General features: G+C 57.3%; 23 protein-coding genes and 1 pseudogene. 12 read left to right on the forward strand and 12 right to left on the reverse strand.

Going from position 1 to position 23,576, the window contains the following annotated elements; translation table 11 throughout:
- Nucleotides 1-38: 38 nt before the first annotated feature.
- Nucleotides 39-140, reverse strand: a pseudogene (locus CRP02_RS27310) (DUF892 family protein); the annotation flags it as partial.
- 289 nt (nt 141-429) lie between these two features.
- Here CRP02_RS27310 and CRP02_RS11735 point away from each other — a divergent pair.
- The 3 genes from CRP02_RS11735 to CRP02_RS11745 all read left to right on the forward strand — a co-directional run bounded on the left by CRP02_RS11735 (nt 430) and on the right by CRP02_RS11745 (nt 2,145).
- On the forward strand, nt 430-747 hold the full coding sequence (locus tag CRP02_RS11735; RefSeq protein ID WP_097099333.1) for a PepSY domain-containing protein: 318 nt from the start codon (nt 430-432) through the stop codon (nt 745-747).
- Between the two features lie 21 nt (nt 748-768).
- Nucleotides 769-1,362: a general stress protein gene (locus CRP02_RS11740; protein WP_097171158.1), complete on the forward strand. Its 594-nt coding sequence runs from the start codon at nt 769-771 to the stop codon at nt 1,360-1,362.
- A gap of 66 nt (nt 1,363-1,428) precedes the next feature.
- Nucleotides 1,429-2,145, forward strand: coding sequence for a DUF72 domain-containing protein (locus CRP02_RS11745; RefSeq protein WP_097171337.1), 717 nt, complete (start codon nt 1,429-1,431; stop codon nt 2,143-2,145).
- A 45-nt stretch (nt 2,146-2,190) separates the two neighbouring features.
- On the opposite strand, the gene CRP02_RS11750 is transcribed toward CRP02_RS11745, so the two are convergent.
- The 7 genes from CRP02_RS11750 to CRP02_RS11780 all read right to left on the reverse strand — a co-directional run bounded on the left by CRP02_RS11750 (nt 2,191) and on the right by CRP02_RS11780 (nt 7,842).
- A complete protein-coding gene (locus CRP02_RS11750; protein WP_097171159.1) occupies nt 2,191-2,904 on the reverse strand; it encodes an anti-sigma factor domain-containing protein in 714 nt (237 codons plus the stop codon).
- Entirely contained in the window at nt 2,901-3,443 is a 543-nt protein-coding gene (locus tag CRP02_RS11755; RefSeq protein ID WP_004431393.1) for a sigma-70 family RNA polymerase sigma factor, read from the reverse strand. The genes CRP02_RS11750 and CRP02_RS11755 overlap by 4 nt, the downstream gene beginning before the upstream one ends.
- Nucleotides 3,444-3,574: 131 nt before the next feature.
- On the reverse strand, nt 3,575-4,006 hold the full coding sequence (locus tag CRP02_RS11760; protein WP_097171160.1) for a DUF2177 family protein: 432 nt from the start codon (nt 4,004-4,006) through the stop codon (nt 3,575-3,577).
- A 20-nt stretch (nt 4,007-4,026) separates the two neighbouring features.
- Nucleotides 4,027-4,404: a DUF2147 domain-containing protein gene (locus tag CRP02_RS11765; protein ID WP_097099330.1), complete on the reverse strand. Its 378-nt coding sequence runs from the start codon at nt 4,402-4,404 to the stop codon at nt 4,027-4,029.
- 30 nt (nt 4,405-4,434) lie between these two features.
- Nucleotides 4,435-5,667 carry an SAM-dependent methyltransferase gene (locus CRP02_RS11770; RefSeq protein ID WP_097171161.1) on the reverse strand — a complete coding sequence of 411 codons (1,233 nt, stop codon included), beginning with the start codon at nt 5,665-5,667 and terminating at the stop codon, nt 4,435-4,437.
- Nucleotides 5,654-6,472 carry a DUF1365 domain-containing protein gene (locus tag CRP02_RS11775; protein WP_097171162.1) on the reverse strand — a complete coding sequence of 273 codons (819 nt, stop codon included), beginning with the start codon at nt 6,470-6,472 and terminating at the stop codon, nt 5,654-5,656. The genes CRP02_RS11770 and CRP02_RS11775 overlap by 14 nt, the downstream gene beginning before the upstream one ends.
- Nucleotides 6,469-7,842, reverse strand: coding sequence for an NAD(P)/FAD-dependent oxidoreductase (locus CRP02_RS11780; RefSeq protein ID WP_097171163.1), 1,374 nt, complete (start codon nt 7,840-7,842; stop codon nt 6,469-6,471). The genes CRP02_RS11775 and CRP02_RS11780 overlap by 4 nt, the downstream gene beginning before the upstream one ends.
- Nucleotides 7,843-8,035: 193 nt before the next feature.
- Here CRP02_RS11780 and CRP02_RS11785 point away from each other — a divergent pair, with 193 nt between their 5' ends.
- The 6 genes from CRP02_RS11785 to phrB all read left to right on the forward strand — a co-directional run bounded on the left by CRP02_RS11785 (nt 8,036) and on the right by phrB (nt 14,836).
- Entirely contained in the window at nt 8,036-8,824 is a 789-nt protein-coding gene (locus CRP02_RS11785) for a DUF1295 domain-containing protein (RefSeq protein ID WP_097171338.1), read from the forward strand.
- Entirely contained in the window at nt 8,821-9,846 is a 1,026-nt protein-coding gene (locus tag CRP02_RS11790) for an SAM-dependent methyltransferase (RefSeq protein WP_097171164.1), read from the forward strand. Before CRP02_RS11785 ends, CRP02_RS11790 begins: the two co-directional genes overlap by 4 nt.
- Nucleotides 9,847-10,133: 287 nt before the next feature.
- A complete protein-coding gene (locus tag CRP02_RS11795; RefSeq protein WP_097171165.1) occupies nt 10,134-11,459 on the forward strand; it encodes a putative bifunctional diguanylate cyclase/phosphodiesterase in 1,326 nt (441 codons plus the stop codon).
- Nucleotides 11,460-11,609: 150 nt separating this feature from the next.
- Nucleotides 11,610-12,605: a hypothetical protein gene (locus tag CRP02_RS11800; protein ID WP_097171166.1), complete on the forward strand. Its 996-nt coding sequence runs from the start codon at nt 11,610-11,612 to the stop codon at nt 12,603-12,605.
- Between the two features lie 102 nt (nt 12,606-12,707).
- On the forward strand, nt 12,708-13,268 hold the full coding sequence (locus tag CRP02_RS11805) for a GNAT family N-acetyltransferase (RefSeq protein ID WP_097171167.1): 561 nt from the start codon (nt 12,708-12,710) through the stop codon (nt 13,266-13,268).
- A 44-nt stretch (nt 13,269-13,312) separates the two neighbouring features.
- On the forward strand, nt 13,313-14,836 hold the full coding sequence (gene phrB, locus CRP02_RS11810) for a (6-4)DNA photolyase (protein ID WP_097171168.1): 1,524 nt from the start codon (nt 13,313-13,315) through the stop codon (nt 14,834-14,836).
- 246 nt (nt 14,837-15,082) lie between these two features.
- Here the strand turns inward: phrB and CRP02_RS11815 are convergent, their stop codons facing one another.
- The 3 genes from CRP02_RS11815 to CRP02_RS11825 form a co-directional block, all read right to left on the reverse strand.
- The gene (locus tag CRP02_RS11815; protein WP_179783990.1) at nt 15,083-15,496 is read right to left on the reverse strand and encodes a curlin; all 414 of its coding nucleotides are present in this window, start codon (nt 15,494-15,496) and stop codon (nt 15,083-15,085) included.
- 168 nt (nt 15,497-15,664) lie between these two features.
- Nucleotides 15,665-16,063, reverse strand: coding sequence for a curli-like amyloid fiber formation chaperone CsgH (gene csgH / locus CRP02_RS11820; RefSeq protein ID WP_097171169.1), 399 nt, complete (start codon nt 16,061-16,063; stop codon nt 15,665-15,667).
- 65 nt (nt 16,064-16,128) lie between these two features.
- On the reverse strand, nt 16,129-16,566 hold the full coding sequence (locus CRP02_RS11825; RefSeq protein WP_013761025.1) for a curlin: 438 nt from the start codon (nt 16,564-16,566) through the stop codon (nt 16,129-16,131).
- A gap of 246 nt (nt 16,567-16,812) precedes the next feature.
- On the opposite strand from CRP02_RS11825, the gene CRP02_RS11830 reads away from it, so the two are divergent.
- From CRP02_RS11830 to CRP02_RS11840, 3 genes are read left to right on the forward strand one after another with little or no spacing between them, the layout of a single operon-like run.
- Nucleotides 16,813-17,376, forward strand: a complete 564-nt coding sequence (locus CRP02_RS11830; protein ID WP_097171340.1) for a hypothetical protein — start codon at nt 16,813-16,815, stop codon at nt 17,374-17,376.
- A 31-nt stretch (nt 17,377-17,407) separates the two neighbouring features.
- Complete coding sequence (locus tag CRP02_RS11835) at nt 17,408-17,938, forward strand: lipocalin family protein (protein WP_097171170.1); 531 nt, start codon at nt 17,408-17,410, stop codon at nt 17,936-17,938.
- A gap of 19 nt (nt 17,939-17,957) precedes the next feature.
- Nucleotides 17,958-18,659, forward strand: a complete 702-nt coding sequence (locus CRP02_RS11840) for an SDR family NAD(P)-dependent oxidoreductase (protein WP_179783991.1) — start codon at nt 17,958-17,960, stop codon at nt 18,657-18,659.
- A 56-nt stretch (nt 18,660-18,715) separates the two neighbouring features.
- Here CRP02_RS11840 and CRP02_RS11845 read toward each other — a convergent pair whose 3' ends face one another.
- Nucleotides 18,716-23,158: a putative Ig domain-containing protein gene (locus CRP02_RS11845; protein ID WP_097171171.1), complete on the reverse strand. Its 4,443-nt coding sequence runs from the start codon at nt 23,156-23,158 to the stop codon at nt 18,716-18,718.
- Nucleotides 23,159-23,576 lie beyond the last annotated feature (418 nt).

Genomic DNA, 23,576 nt, shown 5'->3' on the forward strand with positions numbered 1-23,576 from the left:
AAGCCGCCCTAAAAGGCGGCCTGAGCTTGGAAGGGTCCCCGCACGGTCTTCGGCAGAGCCTTCAGCACTTGCTGTTCGGCGAGACGGATGTCCTTGAGCGTATCGAGGAACAGGTCATGCAATGTAGTTTCCGCAGGCATGTGGGAATCCGATCAACTTTGAATGATGTACTTGGACAACCCCTGAGTGGAGACGATGTTCCTGCTGCGGGAAAAGAATTCACATTCCGGTCTGCGGTGGCATCGCGGTGAAGCCAGTAACCGGTTGAATAGGCGGACGTTCCATATCCGGCAGAGATAGTTCTATGGCGTTTCGACGATGATGGAACGGCAAGGCCTGCAAATTCTATTTTCAGATCGGCGGAACCATGAGGCCCGGCATGTTGTTTCCTTGTCGAGCCTGCACTGAAGGCTACAACGAGGAAAAATCATGAAAAAGCTTCTTTTAGCCGCCGCGCTTCTCGGCGCGTCGACCCTTGGCGCCTTCGCTCAGACGTCCACCGCTCCAGCCACCGATGGCAGCAAGCCTGCCGTCGCTACGCCAGACACCAAGAATGCGACTGCGCCTGTGGAAGGCGCAAACAGCTTTACCGAGGAACAGGCAAATAAACGCCTTATGGACGCCGGATATGCCGATGTGACCGGTCTTACGCTCGACGACAAGGGCGTGTGGCAGGCCAAGGCCTCGAAAGACGGCAAGTCCGTAAACGTGGCGCTCGACTATCAGGGCAATATTGTCGCTAACTAATTCAATCTTTGGGAGAATCCTATGAAGACCGTTACCGGACTTTTCGACGACTACTCCGATGCCAGCGCAGCCGTTAATGCACTGGAACAACGCGGCGTGCCGTCTAAAGATATCAGCATTGTTTCCAACAATGCAGACGAACGCCATGGCAATGATACAAAAGCTGCTGAAGGCGCAGGCACGGGTGCCGGCATCGGCGCTGCCGTCGGTGGTGTCGGCGGCCTGTTGACAGGCCTTGGCATCATGGCAATTCCCGGCGTCGGACCGGTGGTTGCGGCAGGCTGGCTTGCCGCGACGGCGGCAGGCGCTGTGGCCGGTGCCGTTGCAGGCGGCGCCGCCGGCGGCCTTATCGGCGCACTGACGGACGCCGGCGTTTCCGAAGACCACGCCCATGTCTACGCAGAAGGCGTTCGCCGGGGTGGCACGCTCGTGACCGCGAAGGTCGAGGACAGCCTTTACACGGACGCCGAAGAAGTTCTGCGTCAGTCCAACTGGGTCGACCCGGACAAGCGGCGCGCGGCCTATGCCGAAGACGGTTGGTCACGGTTTGACGACACGCTCGATCCTTATGCGCCCACTGAAATCGAACAGGAACGTCTGCGTTACAGACGCTAAGCGTTAGAATCAGGGAAGGTCGGCATGTGCCGGCCTTCTCTTTGAAAGCCTCGGGGGCAGGTGAAAGTGCCGGTCATTGCAACAGCTGGATGGTCGATCCCCAAGACTGTGGCGCACCGTTTTCCCGAAACGGGAAGTGGGCTTAGCCGATATGCTGCCGTATTCAACGGCGTCGAGATCAACTCCACCTTTTATCGCCACCACCGGCCGACGACGTTCGAGCGTTGGGCAAATTCGGTGCCCGATGACTTCCGCTTCGCCGTGAAGCTGCCGCGCGAGATCACGCATGAGCGCCGGTTGCGGGAAATCGAACAAGTCTTCAAGGCATTTGTTGGGGAACTTGCGCCGCTGGATGGCAAGCTTGGACCCCTATTGTGCCAGTTGCCACCCAATCTCACATTTGATGCCTCCGACGCAGAGGCCGCGTTAGATACTATGCGTGAGACCTTTCCCGGCATGCTCGTGCTCGAACCGCGTCACACAAGTTGGGCCACGCAGTCAGCGCAAGAGGTTCTGAAACGCTATGCCGTTGATCGTGTGCTGGCCGATCCTGCACCGGTATGGCCAGCGAGTGATTTTTCCGAGCCGCCCAGATATGTCCGGCTGCACGGCGCTCCCCGGATTTATTATTCCGACTACAGCGCCGCCGAAATCCTCTCGTTTAGAAAACGCCTTTCCGCCGAATCCTGGTGCGTTTTCGACAATACGGCCTCCGGTGCCGCAATAAAGAACGCGCTGGCAATGCTCGACGATTGCGCAACCACGCAAGAGTGCGCGGACTGAAATCATGTTTCAGCAGTTGGCAAAAGCGCAGCAAGACGTGACGCCTTAAAGCTGCCTTCGTGCGGTGCCGATCGCGATAACAGGGCCGGTTGCCTGACCAGTTGGTGAGCCACCGAAGGGTTCCACGCTGATCGCGAAGGTCGTGCCTTCCGAAATGTTGTTACGCATATCCGCCGGGATAATGAGATCGCCATTCGTTCCGGGCTGGAAGACGCCGAGCGAACGGGTCTTGCCGCCATCCATCACTAGCCACAGTTCCAGTGATTTCTCATCGGCCTTGCCGGTCGCAACCGGTACAATGTGCATCCTGCCGGTCTCTGCATCATAGGATGCAAGCAGGTTGACCTGACTGTCCGTTGTCGAAAGTTCGGCTACCAGCGGAGCTGTGCCCTGCCATTTTTCGGGAAATGCGGCGTAAACGATTGCGGCAACGGCAGTCGCGCTCGTGGCGACCGATATCCATCGCCAGAAGGATGCGGAACTCCACAAGCTGCCATTGGCGTTGCTGGTCTTGCTGCCGAACAGGCGTTCTTCGATGCGGGCGAGAATGGCCGCACTCGGCGCCTGTTCTTCGTAATCCACGTTGAAGTCCGAAAATTCGCTTTCCCAGCGGTGGACCAGTTGCGCGAAGACCCTGTCGTCCTGCATGCGCCGCTCGACCTCACGACGCTTTTCGAACGGCAGCACGCCGAGCACATATTCGCCAGCGAGGATTTCGTCGCGCGAATGCATGCCCTCGCTGTTTTCGCTCGTGGTCATCGCTGCATGCACTCTCTGAGTTTGAGAAGGCTTCGCCGCAGCCAGGTTCTGACGGTATTGAGTGGCACCCGCAATTCTTTGGCGAGTTCGATATAGCTCAGCCCTTCGATATAGGCCCGACGCACCGCCTGCGCATGAACGGTTTCAAGTTCCTGCATGCAATTGTCGATCCTGCGACCCTCATCGGCCAGAACGACCTGCTGCTCCGGATTGCGGATGCTGTCATCGGCAAGGTCATAGGCTTCGTCAATGTCGTCGCCCACGGGTTTGCGGGCCCTGATCGTATCGATCGCATGGTTGCGGGCGATTGCGGCAAGCCACGTCGACGGTGTGCCGGCGCTTGCGGCAAATGTGAGGGCTCGTTGCCAGATCTTGATATAGACTTCCTGAAGCGCTTCTTCTGCTTCGGTCCTGTCACGCAGGATTTTCAGGCAGATGGCATAAAGCTTCGGGCTGGTGGCTTGATAGAGGGAAACGAATGCCGAGCGATCGCCCATGCCGACGCGGTTTATGAGCGTTGCTATCTCTGTACCCTGCATTCGAACATCCCTTCTTGCGCCTCCTATATAGGGTTGTCCTTTGTGGGAAGGCAAGGCATGCGCGAAATGAAGTTCACGTCGTCCCGGCCATAAATTGGCCGGGGGAAAGCAGCCGGCAGGGATGGTCGCTGTCATAACACACCTGCCGGATTTTGCAGTGGACCGACCAGCCGTACAGTGACGAGGTAACCGATGATGGCAGCGGCTGCGGAGACGAAGGTGCCCCACAGAAGATCTGCGATGGTCAATGTCGTGGACCAGCTCTTCAACGTTGCCTGATTGGTGAGATCATATGTGGCATAGGCCATGAAGCCGACGGCGGCACCATAAAGCAACGCGGTCGTCCACTGGCCTGATATGAGGGCCGGACGAACCGCAAGAAAGGTCAGTCCGGCCGCGTAGATGAGATAAAAGATGATAGCCGGGGCCAGCCGGAAGTTCTCAGCCAGAAGATCGCCGATCGCCGGGCGATAAAGGCGTGACGCCATGGTGCTCAGCCAGATGAAGTCGATCACCAGAAAGGAGATGAGGGTGAAGAAATAGGCCGAGATATAGGTCTTCATCGGTTTGTCCTTTCCAGAGTCTAGTTGATGCGGGCCCAGGTAATGCCCTTGCACAGGAGACCAGCGACGATGCAGCCCTTGGTGGTCATGCTGTTGCCATCAACCGTCACGGTTATCTTGTAGGATTTGTCGCGTTGCGGATCGAAGGCGGTGCCCGAATAGACGCCTGTTTCATCGGGCTTTATGGTCATGATCAGCCGGTCGCCGGTCTTTTCCTTAGGCGTGCCCGGTTTGATCCAGGTATTGGTGGCGCATATATTGTCGCCGCAGGGCGCAATGAGCACTTTCGCGTTGCCGTCGCCGCGTGCCCAGTTTCCGTCGATGTCGGCTGCTCCGGCACCAGAGGCCGCAAACATCGGACCCAGAACGGATGCGATTATCAAGGGATTGATTTTCATCGTCTTTCTCCGCTGTTGTTGCCCCGCCTCTTATTTGTGCTCGATCGTGTAGAAGCCGACATTGATGGTTCCCTCGGTAAATCCGGCTTCGCAGTAGCAGAGGTAGTAATCCCAGAGCCGCCTGAAGCGGTCATCGAAACCCAGCAGCGAGATTGTCTGCCAGTGCGCATGAAAACGCTGCCGCCATTCCGCCAGCGTGCGGGCATAGGACTGGCCGAAAAGCTCGGTATCGGTGAGGCTGAGGCCCGCTCTGCCGATTGCTCGTTCAAGGGCTTCGTCAGATGGCAGAAAGCCGCCCGGAAAGATGTATTTCTGGATGAAGTCCGCGTTTCGCCGGTAATTGTCGAACCGGGCAGGTTCAATGGAGATGATTTGCAGCACCGCGCGCCCGCCGGGTTTCAGGCAGCGTTTCAGTGTTTCGAAATAGCTCGGCCAATAGGCCTCACCGACCGCTTCGAACATCTCGACGGAAACGATGCGGTCGAACTTGCCTTCGACATCGCGATAGTCCTCGAGCCTGAGATCGATATGCTCCGCCTTGTCGGTTTTTTCCGCTGCCGCCTTTGCCCAATTCAACTGGGAGGGCGAAAGGGTGAGGCCGGTAACGTTGGCATCCGCCTGGGTCGCGAGGTGGATTGCAAGCGCGCCCCAGCCGCAGCCTATCTCCAATACGCTCTCATCGCCGTTCAATTGCAGCTTGTCGACGATGCGGTTGAGTTTTTTGAGTTGGGCCGCCTCAAGCGTTGGCGTCGTATCGTCGAAAATCGCCGACGAATAGAGCATCGAGGAATCGAGCCATTGCCGGTAGAACTCGTTGCCGAGATCGTAATGGGCCTCGATGTTGCGGCGGCTTCCGCGCTTTGTATTGGCGTTCAGCCGGTGGCCAAGGCGATTGATGAGGCGCATGGGCAGGCTGCCGCGCGTCGATCCCCCGAAAGCGTCGTTGTTCTGCGCCGCAAAACGGATCAGGGCCGTCAGATCCGGTGTAGACCAGTCGTCTTCGATGTAACCCTCGGCAAAACCGATGTCGCCATTGAGGATGAGCCGCCGTAGCGCGCGCCAGCGATGGAGAACAAGCGTCGCCTCGGTGCCCTCATGTTCCCCGGATTTCTCAATCATGCCGCCACCGGGCAGCATGACGCGCAGTCTGCCCTTGGAGACGTTGTTCAAGAGCTTGGCCATGAGCCAGCCTTCGGGACCGGTGCGTTGCCGCATCTGCGTGTTTTCCAGCGATAGTTCGTTGAGATTATCAAACGGGGTCATGAAGTTTGGCCTCGATTTGCGATGGTGATGGGTGAATGAAGGAGACAGGGGCAGACGGTGGACGCGGTCGTTTTCTCAGACGCACACCCTTGAGCCATATTTTAAGTGCTTCCCAATGGATGCCGGCAACAACCTTGAGGGTAAGAAAGGGAATGGTGACAAAAGCCTTCAGGAGCGTGCCGTCTGTCAGCTCGACACGCCGCGCCAGATGCCTTGCAGTCAGGACTGGCCCGTCGTCGTCAAATGTATCGATAACGATCTTCAGCTTGTCGCCGGGTGGAATGACCCGAAAGACATAACGGAGATCCATGTCCATGAAGGGCGAGACATAGAAGGCCTTGTCGCAGCGCTGGACGATCTCGGCCGCACCTTCGGTCTCCACCGGGATAAGGTAGGAATGCCGCTCGCCGAACGTGTTGTCGACCTCCCAGAGAATGGCTTTGAGAGACCCGTTCCGGCCGTGGTAGAAAAACACGCTGAGTGGATTGAAGGCCCAGCCGAGGATGCGTGGCATGGTGAGCAGACGGATCGGACCACCATCGACGGTCATGCCTGCGGCCGTCATGGCGTTCTCGATCTGGTTGCGCAATTCCACCTTGCTCCCGTCGCCGCGGTCCCGGCGGTGAAAGGAAAACAGGTTGAAACGATCGACGGAGAACAGCCGCAGCTTACGGTCAAGCGCGTCGAGTTCATCAAGGTCGAGAAGCAGCGAGTAAATGCGATAGGCCAGCCGGTGCGCTTTCGGCTTGAAGCGCGCATGCATCACATGTCCGGGAAAAAGGGCAGAGGAGAAATGAGACGTCATGGGATCGCCTCAACGAGTTTGATCGTTCTTTTCCGCGAAGCCAAATTCAGACGGACGATCCGGCCGCTATCATCGGTAACCTTCCAGGGCCTTGACAGGCCGCCCAGATCCTCGGCGACGGCAAGTCCTGCCTGAATGCCGTCTTCATGAAAACCCGAGCCAAAATAGGCGCCGCAGAACCAGGTGTTTCTCAACCCCTGCAAGGCCCACAGTTCCTGCCTCATCTGCTCGGTGCCGGCATCGAAAACAGGATGGTGGTAGGTTTCCTCGGTGATGATTTTTCCCCTTTCCGGTTCGCGCGTCGGGTTCAGCGTTACGAAGGTGTCAGGGATTTCGCCCAGAGGCTGAAGCTTGTTCATCCAGTAGGTGATGCTCGGCTGCCCCGTTTCGATGCGTGTATCGGCCACATAGTTCCAGCTTGACCAGGCGGCGCGCCTGCGGGGCATGAAACTGCTGTCCGTGTGCAGTACCGCCCTGTTTTTCGTATAGCCAAACGCGCCGAGAATGCGCCGTTCGGCCTGAGTCGCGTCCGTCAGCATCTCCAGCGCCTGATCTGCGTGTGTGGCAATCACCACATCGTCGAAACGTTCGAATTCGCCGTTAGTGTTGGCGATCTCGACCCCGTCCGCCAGCCGGTGGATGCGTGTGACGGGTGTCGAGAGCCGAATGCGATCGACGAATGGCGCAGTGAGGCGTTTCACATATTCCCGGCTGCCGCCGACAACGGTGCGCCAGACGGGCCGGTTGCGCAGCAACAGCAGGCCATGATTGCTGCAGAACTTCACGAAATGTGCTGCCGGGTAACGGCCGACTTCCATGGCCGGGGTAGACCATATGGCTGCGGCCATCGGGTAAAGATGATCGTTGCGAAAGGCGTCGCCATAGTTGTTTTGAGAAAGATACTCATCGAGCGACATATCGCCCATCATCGGCAGATCGCGCGGGGCATTGCGATAAAAGCGCAAGAGGTCGGCAAGCATTGCCCAGAAGCGCGGCCTGAAGGCATTTCTCTTTTGCGCCAAAAGGCCAAAGCCAGAGCCGCCGGAATATTCGAAACCGCCATCATCCAGCGAAACCGCAAAGGACATGTCGGAGGCCGCCGTTGGCACTCCCAGCGTTTTGAACAGTGCCGTCAGATTGGGGTACGTCACCTCATTATAGACGATGAAACCCGTATCGACAGACACCGCCCCCTGTTCAGTTTTGAACGTCACGGTGTTGCTGTGGCCGCCAACGCGGTCCGCAGCCTCGAAAACCGTGACATCATGCCGTTTCGACAAAAGCCAGGCCGCAGACAGACCGGAAATGCCTGTTCCGATCACGGCGATGTTTCGCCGGCTGTCTTTTCTTTTGGCTTCGGTATCGAACATGGTTCCTCGCTATTGCATTCACAATTCAGATTTACGGCTTGCGACAGATACGAAGGAGCGGATCGATAAGTTTCAGCGGCACGCAAATTTTTCAGAATTTTGTCAGGCGCCTGAAACTCTTTTGCCGTCTCGCCCGTAGTTGCCACTGGAAAACCTGGTCTGAAGTCCTTCGAATACAGTGAGCGGAATGGTGATGATGTCTGTTGTGGTGGACCTTGCCGTGCTGATGTCGCTTCTGATGGCGGCAGCCTGGGCGTTGCAGCGTTACACAGGATCGAGTGGCTGGATCGACACCGTCTGGTCTGCGAGTGTCGGGCTCGGCGGCGTGGTTGCCGTCGTTTTTTCCGATGGAGATAGCTGGCGCCGGGGAGCGGTTCTCTTTCTCATAATTGTCTGGTCGCTGCGGCTCGCGGGACACATCGGCATGCGGACGAGGGGAGGTGGCGAAGATCCACGTTACGCGAAGCTTATAGAAGAATGGGGCAGCAATGCCTCGTTGCGGCTTTTCGCTTTTCTCCAGATTCAGGCCGTTGCCGCCTTCGTGCTGGTTCTCTCCGTCTATCTTTCCGCCAGCAATCCTCTGCCATTTCCAAGCATTGTCGATGTGATGGCGTTGATCATCGCGGCTGGTGCGCTTGTCGGGGAAGCGACCTCTGACGCACAGCTTTCACAGTTCAGAAAAACCCCGGAGGCCAAAAACGGCGTCTGCGAGACTGGTCTGTGGCGCTACTCGCGTCATCCCAACTACTTTTTCGAGTGGCTTTTCTGGTGCGGCTTTCCGTTGTTGGCCATCCATGCGCAGCCGTTGTCATGGCTGTCGCTTGCTGCGCCAGCCATGATGTACTGGCTGCTCGTCCACGTCTCCGGCATTCCCCCGCTCGAAGAACACATGCTGAAATCACGCGGAGAGAAATTCCGCGCCCTGCAAAACCGCGTCAACGCCTTCTTTCCGGGGCCACGCAAGAATGAGGACACGCCATGAACATGCTCGCATTCGCCATCAACGCTGCCGAACGCGCACCGCTGAGTGACAATATGACGCTTGCCGGCATCGACATGCTCTGCGCCCGTACCAAACGGCGACTTGCCGGCGTTCCGGCGGCGGAAGAAAACGCTTTTGTGTCTGATATGGCGAAATTTCCCGTCGCCACGCACACCGACGAGGCGAACAGGCAGCACTACGAAGTGCCGGCTGAATTCTTTGCAATCGTCCTTGGCGCGCAAAGAAAATATTCCTGCTGCTTTTATCCCAATGCTCAGACAACGCTGGATGAGGCTGAAACATTGGCGCTGGAAGAGACTGTTTCCCATGCCCGATTGCAGGACGGCCTGAATATTCTCGAACTCGGCTGTGGTTGGGGTTCGCTCTCCCTTTATATGGCCGGCCGGTTTCCCAATGCGCGGATTACGTCAGTTTCAAATTCGGCTTCACAGCGCGAATATATAATCGAACGCGCAAATGAGCGTGGGCTGTCGAACCTCTCGGTGGTGACGGCCGATATGAATGATTTCACAACTGACGAGCGTTTCGACCGTGTCGTATCGGTGGAAATGTTCGAGCACATGTCTAACTGGCAGGTATTGTTCGAGCGCGTCCGCTCGTGGCTGACGCCGGAAGGCAAGTTCTTCCTTCACGTCTTCAATCACCGGGATCGATCCTATCGTTTCGACCATGGCAACCGGGCAGACTGGATCGCGCAGCATTTCTTCACCGGCGGCATTATGCCTGCCTTCGATCTTCCTCACCGTTTCCCGGCGCTTTTCACCGTGGAACAGGACTGGCGCTGGTCGGGATCACATTATCGCCGGACGGCCCTCGACTGGCTTGGAAATTTCGACCGGGAGATCGACCGTATCCGACCGATCCTGCAGCGAGTCTATGGCAACGATGCGCGCTTGTGGGAACGGCGTTGGAGACTGTTCTTCCTCGCGACGGCAGGTCTTTTCGGGCACGAAGATGGCAAGGTCTGGAGCGTTGGACACTACCTCATGGCGCGCGTCTAGATCGCTGCAAACACTCGCATGTGAACCAATCCGGCGCGGCTTCGCCCTTCGGTGAGATGCGGCGAAGGTGTCTCCTTGGTTGGTGCAGGCCGCCGAGGTCGGAGAAGCGGGAACAGTGGATATCAGATTGATTGTGCATGATTTGATCGTGCAAAATTTGTTGATTTCATTCCTGTTTGCTTAACCCCGTTTTTTGAAATCTGCGAAGTTCGACGACCTCGTCTAGCTTCCATTCGGCTTTTGCATCAAGGAGCGGGCTCGCCCCGTAGTCCAAGCCAAGGGTCAGCATGCCTTTTCAGAAAACAAAAGACCGAGAGGAATATTCGCAGCATCTTCTTCTCCTGTGTCGAGTTGCAGCCTGGATGGGCGTGGCGCTGGCGACTGGCTGGTTCGTGTTTTTCATCCTCACGGAACGATGGGGCATTGCGCTCAGCCTCCTCATTCTGGGGGTTGCGATCGTGCCGTGCTGGCTGACTTGTCTGATGGGCCAATTTTCCCTCGGACTCATCCTCGCTCAGAGCGCCTGCATCCTGTTCGTCTGCTGGTATTCCGTCGCTATCGATGTCTCAGACGATACCATACCGAGGACGACGCATCTCTACCTGCTCGTCATTATCTTCGTCGGCTACATGAATTTTCAACGCCAGCGTTCCGCCGCCCAGTTTCTGGTCATCGCGGCAAGTCTCGCGGCCTTTGTTTATTTCTGCGCGTCCGCCGCGCGGTTTTCGTTCAGTACTCCCATGCCGCAGGACGTGCGCAGCATCAGCGCCTGGTTCAACAGCGTTTTCTCCGCGGTGATGCTGTGTGGAGGCGTCGCCGCCATGCAGGCGCAGTTTCGCAATCATACGAAAAAAGCATTGGAGTTGCGTTCCGCGCTTTCGAATGGCCAGTTTGAACTTTTCTATCAGGCGCAGGTCCGCGCAGATGGCACGCTGCTTGGCGCAGAGGCGCTGTTGCGGTGGAACCACCCGAAACGGGGATACATCCCGCCAGCCGATTTCATCGCGCTTGCGCAGCAAACCGGTTTCATGCCGACAATCGGCGCTTGGGTCATTGCCGAAGCCTGCAAGACACTTGCGAGATGGCAGGAGAACCCGGCAACCCAAAATCTCACCTTGTCTATCAACATCACTGCCGATCATTTCGTCGACGCGGGATTTTCCGGGCAGCTTCTTGATGCCGCCTCGTCTCAGGGCATCAAGCCACAGCTTCTCAAGCTGGAGCTGACCGAGAGCGTTTTCCTATTCGACATAGAAGCAGCGATCGCGAAAATGAAGCTCCTTGATCGTTCCGGCTTCACGATTTCACTCGACGATTTCGGCACTGGCTACTCCTCACTAAGCTACCTGCGGCAATTGCCGCTCAAACAGATCAAGATTGATCGCAGCTTCGTGACGGGGGTGACCGAAAGCGGGCGTATGGCGACAATCAAGCGAAACATCGTCCAGATGGGGCACGACCTTTCGCTGGAAGTTCTGGCCGAAGGCGTGGAGACCGAGGCGGAGCTGCGGATGATGATGTCCTACGGCTGCCGATTGTTTCAGGGCTATCTTTTTGCGAGGCCGACGAGCCTTGTCGAATTCGAGCAATATGCCGCCTGTCCATCGTCCTGACCGGACGTTTTGCGATAGGCTGAGGCATCCAGATCGCATGCAGTGGCGTTCTGGCCGGCAGATCCGGGCGTTGAACAATGCACCATTCGTCGGGTAGAGCTATCTTGCCTGTCAGGATCGCAATCGATCCGCATCATTTCGTTGGTTCGCATGATCCCAGTTGCACTCCCCTCCGTCGAAGCGCTGCTTTTGCTTGCCTTCCTTCTTGCCACGACACTGGTCTGGGGTATCTGGACAGTGGTGTTGATTGCACGATACGCAGGAGGCCGCTGGGCGCGCCCGATGATCCTGGCTTATGGGCTGGCCACCGCCATTGCGATTTTTACACTTTGGCAGTTCGGTAATTTCTATCTCCAGATGCGTGCCTATGACAGGGAAATGGCGTCTAGCTATCGGCCGGAGCTTGGAGAGCCGGTGCGCCTTGGCCAGATCGACATGCCCAAAGGCACGAAACTTGAACTGGCCGTGGCCGACACCAGGGAATCCTTCAACCGCGCGGTCTTCCCCCATCCCGTGCGGGTCGCGAATGTCGATGCCGTCGATATCGCCCGCTATATCGCGATAAAAACCAACGGAAATTATGAGACCGTCGGCTTTGTTCCGGAGACGATGCGGGTGACGGGCAACGGCGTGACCCTGCAGAGCGGCTGGCGCTGCGATGCGACACAACCGGTGGAGTTCGACCTGAAGGCTGACGGGGATGTCTCCGCTTTCAGCCGATGTGTCCTTGCCGACGGGAACATCGTCGACGGCATTGTCTTGCCGAAGGGCACGTTTCTGCGTGCCTCCTCCGGCAATGTCTATACCGACGGTTTCATCGATTCCGACAGGTGGGTTCTCGACACGCCCGCGGGCCAGACTATCCGCATTGATGATTTCGCTCTTGAGGATGTCACGCTCGCCCTTGATGGAGAAAGAAAACTCTATGAAATCCGAAGCGCGGTTTTGTCGAAGAAAGCAACAGTGGGCGCGCTCCACTTCGCAGCCGGCAGTGGAATTCGCCTCAATCCCCGGCACATCCGGACTGATTATCCCGGTGCATGGTTGATAACACCATCTTCTGCGTCCACCGGTTCTGAACCGGTGTCGCCTCGGTCAAGCGTGCTGAACAGAGGCGGAAAGCTTCTGGCCACCTTTTCCGACTAGCGCATTGGTGGAACAGATACTCTGAACGATCTCGATGGACGGCTCTCTTGCGATCAGGTGCACGCGACCCCAGATATCGCGCATTATTGAAAGTGCGCATTAATGAACCCTGAGACCTACCTACCGATAAAGACCGACCGGCTGATCCTTCGGAATTTCCAGCCCGCTGATCTCGCATCATATGCCGATTACCACACGCGCGATGACGTCTACCGTTTCCTCTATGCCGCACCCCCTTCGGATGATGCGGTGAAAACCCAATTCGCAGCGCTGCTCGAGGCTCCGTTTGAAGAGGACGGCGATACGCTGCGACTTGCCGTTACGCGCAGTGACGATGACACGTTGATCGGCGAAGTCCTGCTTAAAATCGCGAGCAAGGCAGCTTTGCAGGCGGAAGTCGGTTATGTCTTCAATCCTGATTTTTCAGGCAAGGGATATGCGACGGAAGCTGTCCGGGCCATGATCAGCCTTGGCTTCGAGACGCTCGGATATCACAGGATTTTCGCGCGGCTGGATGCCCTGAACCACGGATCGGTCGGCGTTGTTGAACGCCTTGGCCTGCGCAAAGAAGCGCATTTGATCGAGAATGACCGGTTTGGCGGCACCTGGGGGGACGAATTCATCTATGCCACCCTGAAGAGGCAGTGGGCGTCTGGCCCGTGATCTTGCGCAGGTGATGATTATGTCGGGTTTGAAGGAAATTGTCGGTGTCTCAACTGGTCTTGATCCTCGGCGATCAATTATCTCCCTCCCTATCGTCGCTGGATGGGGTCGACAAGACGCGCGATACGATCCTGCTTTGCGAGGTTATGGCGGAGGCCACCTATGTCGGCCATCACAAAAAGAAGATCGCGTTCATCTTTTCCGCCATGCGCCACTTCGCCGAGGAACTGCGTGGCAAAGGATACCAGGTTCGCTACACGCGGATTGATGATCGCGACAATGCGGGCTCCTTCTCCGGTGAGGTGCAGCGGGCGTTAAACGACCTGACCCCTTCCAGGATTTGCGTCACCGAGGCTGGAGAATGGCGCGTCAAGTCAGAGATCGAGCGCTTCGCCAGCGCCTTCAATATCGAGGTCGATATCCGCCCTGATCGGCGCTTTCTTGCCAGCCATGAGGAGTTCGAGCGCTGGGCGGCCGGGCGCAAAAGCCTGACGATGGAGTATTTTTACCGGGAAATGCGTCGCAAGACTGGGCTGTTGATGAATGGCGAAGAGCCGGTCGGCGGACGCTGGAATTTTGACTCGGAAAACCGCAGCCCCGCCAAGCCGGATTTGCTGAGGCCAAGACACCCGGTCTTCGCACCGGACAGGATAACAAGGGACGTCATCGACACCGTCGAGCGGCTGTTTCCCGACAATTTCGGCAAGCTTGAGAATTTCGGTTTCGCCGTCACCCGCGCCGATGCCCAGCGGGCGCTCAGTGCCTTCATAGACGATTTCCTCATGAATTTCGGCGCCACGCAGGATGCCATGCTGCAGGATGATCCGTATCTCAACCACTCGCTTCTGTCTTTTTACATCAATTGCGGGCTGCTGGATGCGCTGGAGGTCTGCAAGGCGGCGGAGCGCGCCTACAACGAGGGCGCGGCACCGCTCAATGCCGTCGAGGGTTTCATTCGCCAGATTATCGGCTGGCGGGAATATATGCGTGGCATCTACTGGTTTGCCGGGCCGGACTATGTCGACAGCAATTTCTTCCAAAACGACAGGCCGCTGCCGGGCTTTTACTGGACGGGCAAAACCCACATGAACTGCATGGCGACCGTAATTACGGAAACCATCGAAAATGCCTATGCTCACCATATCCAGCGCCTGATGATCACGGGAAACTTTGCCCTTCTCGCCGGCATTGATCCGAAGGCCGTTCATCAATGGTATCTCGAGGTCTATGCGGATGCCTATGAATGGGTTGAGCTGCCGAATGTGATCGGCATGAGCCAGTTCGCCGATGGCGGCTTTCTCGGAACAAAGCCCTATGCCGCTAGTGGCAACTACATCAATCGCATGTCGGATTATTGCAGCCGATGCCGCTATGACCCGAAGGAGCGCTTGGGTGACAAGGCCTGTCCATTCAACGCGCTATACTGGGATTTTCTGGCCCGCAACCGTGAAAGGCTGAAATCTAACCATCGTCTGGCGCAGCCCTACGCCACATGGTCCCGGATGAGCGAAGACGTCCGCCATGACATCAGGGCAAAGGCGGCTCTGTTTTTGAACCGCCTGAGCTGACGCGCAGATAAAGCAAGCGCCCGTGCAGCGGGCCTTTTCTCTGTTTTCACCGAACGGCGGGACACTGGATCAGATCTGGCCCCGCTTATTTCTCAGTCATGGCTCGGCTCGTAAACCCAGCTCCGTGTGGTGCCGACAGCGCCGCCGATCCATGCGGCAATGGCGCCAATGAGGAGAGCGACGAAGGCGAACTATCGGGAGCGAGGTGGGGCCTGTGGCGTTTCTCTGCTTACTTTAAACTATCACTTACCAGCCGTAGCTGAACGTCAGGCCGCTGCCGTTGTCTCCGTTCTGCTCCACGTTCGTTTCGGTGTTCCGCCCATACTGGAAAATGCCATAGGCATTGTTATTGCTGTTTTGCTGCAGCGTTGCGGAATGGCCGTTGCCGCGCTGCCGGATAAAGCCGAGATTGCCGCGACCGTTCTGGGCGATGCCTGCCGCATTTCCCCGGCCCAATTGCCGGATGTCTGCGTCTTTCAGATCGCGATAAAGCGAGTAGGCGCGCAGTCCGGTTGAGAACAGATCCCCATCCCCGGAATTGCCAGGCGCGAGGTCAAAGGAAATGCGGCCACCGGCATGAGCGGGAGCCGTAAATCCGAGCGGCGCAAGGCCTCCAACAAGCAGAGTAACGGTGAGAAGTTTCAACACGTTGCGGGTCATTCTGATCTCCATTTTGTCAGTGCCCTTGCCGATGATCCACTCTCTCATCCTGCAACTGAACCCGAACGGAATTGCTCATTCACATGTCGTTCAGTCGCTGCACTAGGATCAAAGAAAAGGGCGCTCAAACGGCGCCCTCTCTGGTGGAAATGTATAGTTGAGGTCAGCCTAGTCGCCGCCAACCTGCTTCGTGCAGCTGAAGCGCTTGCCATCGATTTCGAGATCCAGCACCGCCTTGTAATGCGCTCCCTTCGCGCCAAGCGTAACCGAACTCAGAAGTTGCGAACGCCCGGCAGCGGCATCAAAGCCGCCGCCCTGGTTGATGACGGAACTCCCGCTGCCTCCTGAATTTTCGACGTGAAAGGCATAGGTACCTCCAGCACCGGTGTTGCCCTTTGCGAAGGCCTCCAGCCTGACCATGCCCGCCTGTGGTGTTGCCTTGATCTCGCAGAGCTGGCCTTCGCTTACGTCATTTGCGGTCGACATGGCTGCAATGGCGCCGAAGGGAAGCAGTGCAACGGCAAGGATAGCCGCCAGGCGGCGTGGATGTGTGACGCTATGGGGCATGGCTAGTCTCCTTGATGATCTGTTGACTTGATCTCGACCAGTTGCACGTCAAGGCCCGCGGCTGCTTACGGGCAGGCCTGCACGAAGGCCGCGACATTATCATTGCCGCCCTGGTTCACGTTGGCGCTGCAGCCACGGCCAACCTGAACGCCGGCCGCGATGTTGCCGTTGCCGTCCTGGGTCAGGATGGTGGTGTGGTTGGAGCCGAACTGGCCGATGCCCGCCACGTTGCGGCTGCCGTTCTGATAGGTGGAGCCGTAATTGTCGTGCCCTTCCTGACCGACAGCCGAAAGGTTGTGACGACCATATTGATGGCCGACGATCCGGTTGTAGCCGCCGTTCTGGTAGGTGCGGATCCGGTTGCCATAACCTTCCTGTGCACCACCGGCAGAGTTCGACCAGCCATATTGTTCGATGCGCACATCGTTGGCCATGGCGGGGGCCGTGGCGGTGAAGCCAACGAGAGCGGAGAGTGCAATTGCAACGAAAGACGTACGGATCATGACTGTCTCCTCAGGCGGATAAGACCGCGGTTGAACGTCTTTGTTGTAGACGGTCCCGTTGGAACGGAAGCTGAAGAGATTATTCAGTCGTGGTTCATTGGCGAGGGATGGTCACCAGCGTCGCAACAATGGTGACGAACAGGATGCCTAAAGTTTTCTTGGCAGGATGAAACCAAATTGGCTCGCCTTTCGTACATGGCTTGCGCCTTCAATGTTCAGGCGAAAAGGGAGACATATCTGGGTCCGATGGAGCTTCAAAGCCGCGATAGCCAGCCCGCAAATGCAGGGTCTGCTGCAAAAGATGATCTGACACGAGCAACCATAACCGTTGCCTGGGTCATCATCCTCAACAAGCCATTTTATCCGCTTTACGTGTGGTATCTGGTCGATGACGGAGCCGTGGCATCGCTTGTAACCCTATTGTCGGTGCCATTCTTTCTTGCGGTACCATTTCTGGCGAAAAAATCCCCTTTGGCCGCGCGCCTCGCTCTCCCCTTGGTGGGAACAATCGACACGCTGTTTGAAACCAAAATATTCGGCCAGCCTTCGGGCACCGAATTTTTCTTCGCAGCCTGCATCATGCTTGCAGCCATGTCGTTCCGCGCAGACGAGAAGCTCTGGCAGTATGCGATGGCAATCCTCGTCTTCATCGCTTTCTTTTTCTCGCGGACGTTTCTGGGCGCGCCGCTGCAATCCTGGTCGGCAGATGATCTTGCAACGCTCCTCAATCTGAATGCGTTCTCCGCCGCCAGCCTCATGGTCTTTATCGCCCTTAGATATGCCGGAATTTCACGGCGAACCGAAATCTGAACAAGAGCCGAGCCATCGACAGGAGGAATTTATGCTTAGAGATCGTAACCGCATGATTGGTGCCCTGACATTTTCGCTGTTTCTGTTCGCCGGTTCTGCGGTTTCCGCAGCCCCCAAACCAGTTGCCGTGGGTCTCGATCATTACCGCGGTACCTGGCTTGAAATCGGCCGTATACCCATGTTGCTGACAGACGGATGTGTTGCAGGATATTCCACCTATCGGCAGGGAGCATCGGCAGATGAAGTGCTGATAGAAGATGGCTGTCGAGCAGGAAATCCGAATGGTCGCCTCAAGACGGTGAACGGCGTCGGCAAGATCGAGGATTTTGGATCAACCAACGCGAAGATGCGCGTTCGCTACCCTCTTTTCATCACATTCAATTATTGGGTTTTCTACAAATCGCCTGATAAGTCCTGGTTCATCAGCGCCAACCCGTCGACCGATGATGTGTGGATCTACGCCCGCAACATTCCGTCCAAAACGAAGCTCAATAAAATGATCATGAAAGCACGTGAGCTTGGCTACGACGTCAGCAAGCTCGAGTTTCCGGTCCAGAAATAACAGCTGTTGGAGCGCATGGATGATGCAGTCGTTTGAAAATGGCTACAAGACGATCGTCTTGGGCGCCTCCGGCGGCATTGGTGGAGCCCTGTTGTCGTACTTCGAGGCCGACCCTCACTGCGCGCTAGCCTTGCCGCTCTCGCGAAGTGTCGATGGTCTCGACATAACGAATGAAACCAGAGTGCGCGAAGTTGCCGCCCGTCTGGAGGCTCAGCGCGGCTCCTTCGACCTGATATTCAATGCAACCGGTGCCTTGACTGTCGATGGTGCCGGTCCCGAAAAGTCGATAAGGGCGATCGACGAAGTTCACATGGCGAGGCAGTTTGCGGTCAATGCCATAGGCCCTGCTTTGCTGCTCAAGTATTTCACCCCGCTTCTGCGCAGAGACAGGCGAAGCATTTTTGCCTCCCTGTCCGCGCGCGTTGGCTCGATTGGCGACAACAGATTGGGCGGATGGATCTCCTACAGAGCATCCAAGGCCGCTCAAAATCAGATCATTCGAACCGCAGCCATCGAAATCGCCCGCACAAACCCACAGGCCATCATCGTGGCGCTCCATCCCGGTACAGTCGAAACAGAGCTGTCTCAGCCATTTTCTAAAGGCAAAGACCGGTTTACCCCGCAGCAGTCTGCCGCGCGCCTGATGGAAACAATCGATGGTCTCACGCCGGCACAAACAGGGCAGTTTTTTGCCTATAACGGTTCAAGGATCGAATGGTGAGTGCCATCGTCTACAAGGGATTATCCGACGATTGTGATGGTGACGACGCCTCTGGTCTAAAACTTTTTGCTGACACCCACTCTTGCACCAGCCGAGGTTTCCCCATCGCCTTCAACGTTAAAAAGGAGGCCGGCGTCAATGGACCAGTTTTCCGCAGTCTCAACTGTTACTCCCGTGCTGATGGAGCCAAATGCGCCTTCTCCATCCAGCCCCGAAACACCAACTGTTCCGCCGAATTTCGGTGTCATGATGGAACCGTTTTCAAGGGAAATCTGGCGGGCAATCTCGGCGCCGAGGCTGACACGCAATTGCTCTTCCTTAAAACCGCGCAGCTCGATCAGGTCACCAACGTCATTGCCTACTGTATAGTTTTCGACAGTCTCGGATAGATAAATACCTCGAAGTCTGGGCGTGAAGGTCGTGACGTCATTGATGTCCCAGCGTCCCGAGATCGACGTGTCGAAAAGCCAACGGTTGGTATCGAAGGAGCCGTCCCAGAAGGGTGTATCGATGTCGTTCGCAGAGCCGCCATACAGCAGGCTGCTGTCCCAGAAAACGCCTCTGGCGATTTCAAACGAGGCATAGGGGCCAAGGAGCCAGCCGTTACCGGTCAATTCGTTGTCACCGTTCGTCGGATCCGTCATGCGGTCGAAATGGAAGGAAAAACCAAGCAGTGCCTTGTCGGAAAGCAGATAGTCCACACCTGCTGAAACCATGGCGAAGCTGCCCCATTTGCTTCCCGATTCATCCCGGTTGTGAACGAGGAACGAGCCGTCAAGCCAGATGTTGAAAAGCGGCATTTCCGTTTTCGTCACGCCATCGGCGTTGTTTCGGGCAGCTTCGATCTGCGCAAGGCTGGTGGCGAAACTCAGAACCATGCCCTCTCCGGAAGGCATTGCACGTGAAGTGACGGCACTGGTGGCGTTTACCATCTGTCGCCGTTCAAGAAGGCCCGGCACCTTGATCGTTGACGCGATGATGTTCTGTCTGGCACGGACAAATCCATGCACGAGATCATTTATCTCGTCTGCCACCTGTGCAGCATCGTAACCGAGATTATAGGTGACGGTCCCCTGGTTGGAGGCACCCAGTGCACTGACGAGACGAAAACCCACCCGGGCTTGACCCGAGAATGCGGGATTGGGGATGAATTTGAGGTACAATCCCGTCGCCTGCGTACCGCCGGCCTGAGCGAATTCGCCGTTCACGATGCTTGCCCGACCGGCGTTGGCAGGACTGACAAAGGTGAGATCGGCGCCGGTGAAGGGACCGCCCGTGGCGCCTGTGGCGAGATTGATATTCGGCGGTGTTGCGCCCGGCGCTACGCTGATCTCCCGGTTGGCGACATTGATTTCGCGGGTCTTCACTTTCAGCGTATAGGCTGCTGCAGCGGTTGCCCCTCGAGCGTCCCGCACCTGAACGGTAAAGCTATAGTCACCCTCGGTTTCGGTCTCCAGCGGACCTGTGAGTTCGCCGGTTGAAAGATTGAGGATCATGCCTTTTGGCAATGTACCGCCGGCAAGGCTGTAGAGCAGCGGGTTGGTGCCGCCGGAAGCCGTGATGGACTGGCTGTAAGCTTCTCCTGCCATCGCTTCCGTCAAAGCTCCGCCTGCGGGTGAAAGGGCAAGGGCGCCCGCTGGCGGTGTAACTGTGATCGTGACCGTGGCGGACGAATTGCCCGAAGAGTTGCTCGCCGAATAGGTAAAGCTGTCGGTGCCGGAATAGCCGCTGCTCGGCGTGTAGGTAACACTGGTGCCGGTCACGCTCACAGTTCCGTGTGATGGGCCGGTGATAACGGCGATTGTGTCCAGCCTGCCTCCCGATATGCTGAGAGGTACGGGATTGCCGGTGCTATCTGCGACGACGGTTACTGTGCTGTCGCTTGCGACAGGCGCGGCAACCAGGACAGCTATGGTGTAGGCAGCTGAAGCAGTAACGCCGTTGGTGTCTCGTGCGGTGATGTTGAAGCTCGCATTTCCTTCCGTCGTCGGATTGCCCGTGATCTCTCCGGTGGCGGAATTCAGGTTGAGGCCATCGGGCAGCGCGCCGCTGCTCGTATATTGATAGGGGGCATTGCCGCCTGATACTGTGACGGTCTGGCTATAGGGCATATCGACGAATGCATCCGTCAGCCGTCCTGCGGAGGGAGAGAAGACGAGTGTCGTCGCCGTGACCAGAACCGTGACGGTTGCAGGCGCAGACACGCCGCTGACATTCGTTGCCGTATAGGTGAAACTGTCCTGACCCGTATATGCCGATCTTGGCGTATAGGTGATCATGGTTCCGGTTGCTGTCGCGTTGCCATTGGACGGAGCCGTGGCGATGGCGACGCTGGCCGGGTCTCCACCCGTCACATTGAGAGCGATGACGTTGTCGGACGAATCAGGCGCAACACTGACCGAGACCGCGTTGGCGACAGGTGCCTGTGGATTGACGGTGAACGACCGCGTGATCTGGCCCGCAGGAAGATAATCGCTGTCGCCGGGCTGATCCGCATTGATCGTACATGTGCCTGTAGAAACAAAGGTCAGAAGGCCACTGCTTGTAATTGTGCAGATGCCGGTCGTGACGGAAGTGAAAATCGGAGTCAGTCCGGAATCGCTGCTAGCCGTCAGCGTGGGCGTCGTTCCAAACGTCTGCGGCCCCGGATTGTTGAACGCGAGCGTCTGTGCCGCTTTCGGAGTGACGCTGTTTGATTGAACGGAGGCAGCACTCTGACCGGCAGCATTTTCGGCGGTAACCGTGAACGTGTAGCTTTGGCCGTTGGTTAGGCCTGTGACAACGATGGGGCTGCTCCCCCCTGCTACCGGCGCGACATCTGCGGGGGTCGCTGTCACGATGTAACCCGTGATCGCCACGCCACCGTTGCGTGGCGGCGGCTGGAAGGATACGGCCGCCTGGGTGTCACCGGCGGTTGCCATCACGCCCACCGGCGCATCGGGCAGAGTGAATGCGACACTGATGGAATAAGCGCGGCTGCCCGTCTGGCCATTTACATCGGATGCGGTGACTGTGAAGTTATAGGTGCCCGACAAGATCGGCGTTCCGGAAAGCTCGCCTGAGCCAGCCAATGAAAGGCCCGGCGGCAGCGAGCCCGTGCTCACTGAGAAGCTGTGTGGTGATGCACCGCCCGAGGCTGTTAGGGTCTGGTTGTAGGCTATGTCATACGTCGCATTGGGGATGGAAGTGGGACTTATATCTATCACGGGTGCCGCGATGGAAACGGAATAGGATTGTTCTCCGGTCGCCCCACCAGAGTCGGTTGCCGTCACGGTAAAACTGAAATTGCCGGTCTGAGTTGGAGTGCCGGTCAGCTCACCGTTGCTGGAAAGAGAAAGCCCGCCCGGCAGCGTGCCTGCTGAGACCGCAAAGCTGTGGGGCGCACTACCGCCGCTCGCGCTCAGGCCCACCGGACCATAGACCTGTTGATAGGCTGGATCGGCAATCGCGACCGGGGTGATTTTGACCGGGTCGTATGAGACCGAATTGTCCGAACTCGTCGACGCCTCGTTTGCGAGGCCGGCCGGTGTCGTGACACTTCCGGCGGGGATCGTTGCAACAACGGTTCCGGCCCGAGTCATGCCCGACACCGCCACCTGATAGGTTGCACCGGAACCAGAAATCGTGACCGTGGTGGCGCCGGCCGTGCCGGACAGCTGCACATCGGCGCCGGAAAAACCAACAATGGGTTTGTCGAAAGCGACGTCGAACAGGATCGGCGACCGGGACGTCGGGTCCGCTTGCGCTGTTGCCTGATTGATCGTCACAGTCGGTTTGGTTTCGACCGTGTGATTGGAGCCGCTTGCGGAAGATGTGCTGCAGCCACTGCCTCCTGTGTAGGAAGCGCTTACCGGATATGTTCCGGATGACAGGCTCGTCGTCCGGAAGGTGGCGGAAGATGCCGGGCTAACCGGCCCGGTCGGCGCCAGACCGAGATTGGCCGATTGGGAACCGATGGAAATGCTGACGCTCCCCGGAGGCGACTGGCCGGCATTGCAGCCCATGGAGGAGACGGTTGCCGTGACTTCCACTTCTTGGCCGGGCAAGGATGGGTTGGGCGAAGACGTTACCGACAGGACGACAGGCCCGCCTGCTACGGCGCGTACGACGAGCGTATTGCTGGTAAAGCTGAAAGAATGTCCGCCCACCCGGGTGCCGGAGAAACTGGCGAAATCCGATAACTGCCCGGCCATGACATCCAGTTCGTCGACGCGGTAAGCCGCAGTACATGTCAGCTTGTTGGGCCATTCAAGACCGCTGCCCACGCTGGGACAGGATACGACTGCACCCTTGATGGACGTGGTTGTGGGATTGATGCTGGTGATGGTGTAGGAGCCGGGATCAATGACGTAATCGAAACGGATGTTATCACCAAGGCCATTGAACGTCGCAGGGACGGCCGAAACCGTGACGGACTGGGCAAGCGCCTGTGTCACTATGACAAGGAGAAGCGAAAGAGCGATGGCGCCCGTTCTGGATATCGTATGAAGACAGGACACCGCACGACCTGCAGCGTCTTTCCACGAGCTCAACCTGCCCCCCATCATGCCCCCCAGCATTAGAATATGCGCATAAACTTTTAGTAGCAGGTATTTAAATAGATCACATGGAGTCAACCATTGGGTGAAAAATATCTCGAGTTAGACACGCATTTCGAACCGGGTGTGCCGTATTTGTGTTTGCCTATGGAAAGAAAGCGAAGACGATGTGGTGCGCGATACGGCAAGACTGAGGGAACTGGTAAGGTGCCGCGGGGACTTATCGGTTCTTTGACGGCGGTGGGTGTATGTGTCAGTGTTATCAATATTTTCGTTGGCTTACGCTCGATCGTTAACGGACGACTGTCATACACCCCAACGATAAGATCTGTTTCCGAATATCTGATCGTCAACATTACCGATTAAATAAAAGAGGCCG

This window comes from Rhizobium sp. AN5, from assembly GCF_900215255.1.
GTDB lineage: Bacteria > Pseudomonadota > Alphaproteobacteria > Rhizobiales > Rhizobiaceae > Agrobacterium > Agrobacterium tumefaciens.